This window comes from Caulobacter sp. S45 (assembly GCF_903642205.1).
In the GTDB taxonomy this organism is placed as follows: Bacteria; Pseudomonadota; Alphaproteobacteria; order Caulobacterales; family Caulobacteraceae; genus CAHJWH01.
Window position 1 is genome coordinate 1 of sequence record NZ_CAHJWH010000249.1, and the last position, 2,930, is coordinate 2,930.

4 protein-coding genes are annotated in these 2,930 nt (G+C 71.1%); 3 read left to right on the forward strand and 1 reads right to left on the reverse strand.

From position 1 onward, the window contains the following. The coding region (locus HUV06_RS15640; protein WP_217433928.1) for a hypothetical protein at window positions 1-218 on the reverse strand (218 nt) is incomplete at its 3' end. Window positions 219-376: 158 nt separating this feature from the next. Between HUV06_RS15640 and HUV06_RS15645 the strand changes: the two genes are divergently transcribed. The 3 genes from HUV06_RS15645 (at window position 377) to HUV06_RS15655 (ending at window position 2,883) form a co-directional block, all read left to right on the forward strand. Beyond that, window positions 377-622, forward strand: coding sequence for an acyl carrier protein (locus tag HUV06_RS15645; RefSeq protein WP_174302166.1), 246 nt, complete (start codon window positions 377-379; stop codon window positions 620-622). A gap of 76 nt (window positions 623-698) precedes the next feature. Then, complete coding sequence (locus HUV06_RS15650) at window positions 699-2,168, forward strand: class I adenylate-forming enzyme family protein (protein ID WP_174302167.1); 1,470 nt, start codon at window positions 699-701, stop codon at window positions 2,166-2,168. 1 nt (window position 2,169) lies between these two features. Further along, entirely contained in the window at window positions 2,170-2,883 is a 714-nt protein-coding gene (locus HUV06_RS15655) for an SDR family NAD(P)-dependent oxidoreductase (protein ID WP_254601193.1), read from the forward strand. Window positions 2,884-2,930 lie beyond the last annotated feature (47 nt).

Sequence of the window (2,930 nt, forward strand, 5' to 3'; positions counted from 1 at the left end):
ATCTGCAGCAGCACACCGACGCAGACGCCGCCCGTCTCGAGCATCACGCCGAAGCGGGGGTACTCCTCCGGCGTCTCGCGCACGCGCAGCACATCCAGCGCCGCGTCCCAATAAGCCTGCGGCCGATCGGGAAAGCCTTCGCTAAGCAGGGCCGAGACCGCGGCAAGATCGGCCGCTGCGATGGCGCGGCAGCGTAGCGGGCTGGAGGTGGAGATCATTCAGCGTGAGCCCGGGACGGATGAACCATCCCGTTGCAGGACGGCGGGTGCACACCTGCAACGGGCGCGCCACCCCGCCCTGAGGGCGCCTTCCGCAGCACAACCGATCCTTTAGGCTTTTCCGCGATACTCCCGCCGTCCGAAGCAGGCGTACGCCCATGTCCCTACGAGCCCTCATCGAAGACCAGATGCGCCAGGTGGCGGCGGAGCAGCAGAAGAGGCTGGCGCCGCTCAGCGACGACCTGGTGCTGCTCGACAGCGGGCTGGACTCGCTGTGCTTCGCCATCGTGGTGGCGAGGCTCGAGGACGAGTTGGGCGAGGACCCCTTCGCCACCTCCGAGGACATCGACTTTCCGATCACCTTCGGCGACTTCGTCCGCTTCTATGACCGCGTCGCCGCCTGAGGCGGCCGGGTCGCGCTATGGATCCCGGCGCCAGGCGGCCTGCGTCCTTTGAGACGCCCCTCCGGGGCTCCTCAGGATGACGAAGGCGGTTGATCAGCCACACGTTCGTCATGCTGAGGCGGGCTCCGCAGCAGACCGTCTCGAAGCCCACACGCGGCTTGGGGCCGTTCCCTCAAGCCTGAAGGACAGGATCAAGGCGGCGCTTGCCTGCAGCGGCCAGCCGGCCCTGATCGCCGCAGAGCGTCGCGTCCCCCTCGCCGCCCTCGCCACGGGCGCCTTCCTGTCGGCCGCCACCGACGATCTGCAGGGCCGCAAGGTGCTGGTCCGCACCCGATCTCCGCTCGCCGCCGCCCTCGCCCTGGCCAGCCTGGACGGGGTCGCGGCACGGCTGATCCTGTGTCCTCCGGACCTTGACGCGGGCCAACTGGCGCAGGCCGCAACGACGGCGCAGGCCGACACGGTCGTCAGCGACATGGAGGACGATGGGCGGCTTGGGCTGGCTCACCACCGCATCTTGTTCGAGCCGTCGGGCGAGTCCGACACAACGGCGCGCAGCACCTCCACCGAGTGGGCGCTGTTCACCTCCGGCACCAGCGGCGCTCCGAAGATGGTCGTCCACACGCTGGCCGGGCTCACCGGCGCCATCGGCGCACAGCCGGGCCGGGCCGACGCGCACGCCCCGCCCGTATGGGCCACCTTCTACGACATCCGCCGATATGGCGGGTTGCAGATGCTGCTGCGCACCTTGACCGGCGGCGCCAGCCTGCTGATCACCGACGCGCACGAGCCGCTGGCCGACTTTCTCGGCAGGCTCCGCGTCCACGGCGTCACGCACTTGGCCGGTACGCCCTCACACTGGCGGCGGGCCCTCATGAGTCCCGCCCTGGCCGGCGTGTCGCCCCGCTATGTGCGCCTGTCCGGCGAGATCGCCGACCAGGCCGTCCTCGACAGCCTGCGGGCGCGCTTCCCCGAAGCCGCCGTCGGCCACGCCTACGCCTCCACCGAAGCCGGAGTCGGCTTCGAGGTGACCGACGGCCTGGCCGGCTTCCCCGCCGCCTTTGTCGAGCGCGAGGATGGCCCGGTGCGGATGCGGGTGGTGGACGGCGTGCTGCAGCTCCGTTCCGCCCGCACCGCGCTCGGCTATCTCGGCGCAGACGCGCCGCCGCTCGGCGATGCGCAGGGCTGGGTGGACACGGGCGACCTGGTGGAGCGGCGGGGCGAGCGCTTCCACTTCCTCGGCCGGCGCAGCGGCGTCATCAATGTGGGTGGCCTGAAGATCGCGCCTGAGGAGGTGGAGGCGGTGATCAACGCCTGCCCGGGCGTGCGCATGTCGCGCGTCGTGGGACGCACCAGCCCCTTGCTCGGCGCCTTGGTGACAGCCGAGGTGGTGCTGGCGAGCCCGAGCGACGATCCCGCCGGCGCCCGAAGCCTGATCCTGGCCCACTGCCGCGAGCGGCTCCCGCCCCACAAGACCCCCGCCTCGATCCGCTTCGTCGACGCGCTGGCGGTCGGCGCCGCCGGCAAGCTGGAGCGGCGCGTTGCATAGGGTGCTGGTCACGGGCGCGAGCCGGGGCCTCGGCCTCGCCATCGCCACGCGGCTGGCGGCCGACGGCTTCACGGTGACCGCGGTGGCGCGCAAGCCTTCCGAGGCGCTGGAGGAGGTCATCGCGGCGACACAGGGCGCGATCCGCTTCGAGCCCTTCGACCTAACTGAGGTGGACGTCATCGCCGACTTCGTGCGGCGGCTGAAGCGCGAGCATGGCCCTCTGTACGGGCTGGTGAACAACGCCGGCATCGGCACCAGCGGCCTGCTCACCAATATGAGCCAGGCCCAGATCGAGGCCCTGATCCGGCTGAACACGCTGTCGCCGATCCTGCTGACCAAGTACGTGGTGCGCCAGATGATGGTGGCGGGCGAGGGCCGGGTGGTGAACATGGCCTCGGTGATCGCCTCCACCGGCTTCAACGGCTTGTCGGTCTATGGCGCGACCAAGGCCTCGCTGGTGGGCTTCACCCGCTCCCTGGCGCGCGAGGTCGGCCGGGTGGGCGTCACGGTGAACGCGGTGGCGCCCGGCTTCATCGAGACGGAGCTGACCTCCGGCGTGGACGGGGGCGGGCTGGAGAAGATCGCGGGGCGGAGCGCGCTGGGGCGGCTGGCGGTGGCGGAGGATGTCGCCGCGGCGGTGTCGTTCCTGATGAGCGACGGAGCCCGCAACGTCACCGGGACGGTATTGACGGTGGACGCAGGCGGCACCGCCTGAGGCCGGAGCAGCGTCCGACCAAGTCAATCCACCGCTCATCCCGGCGA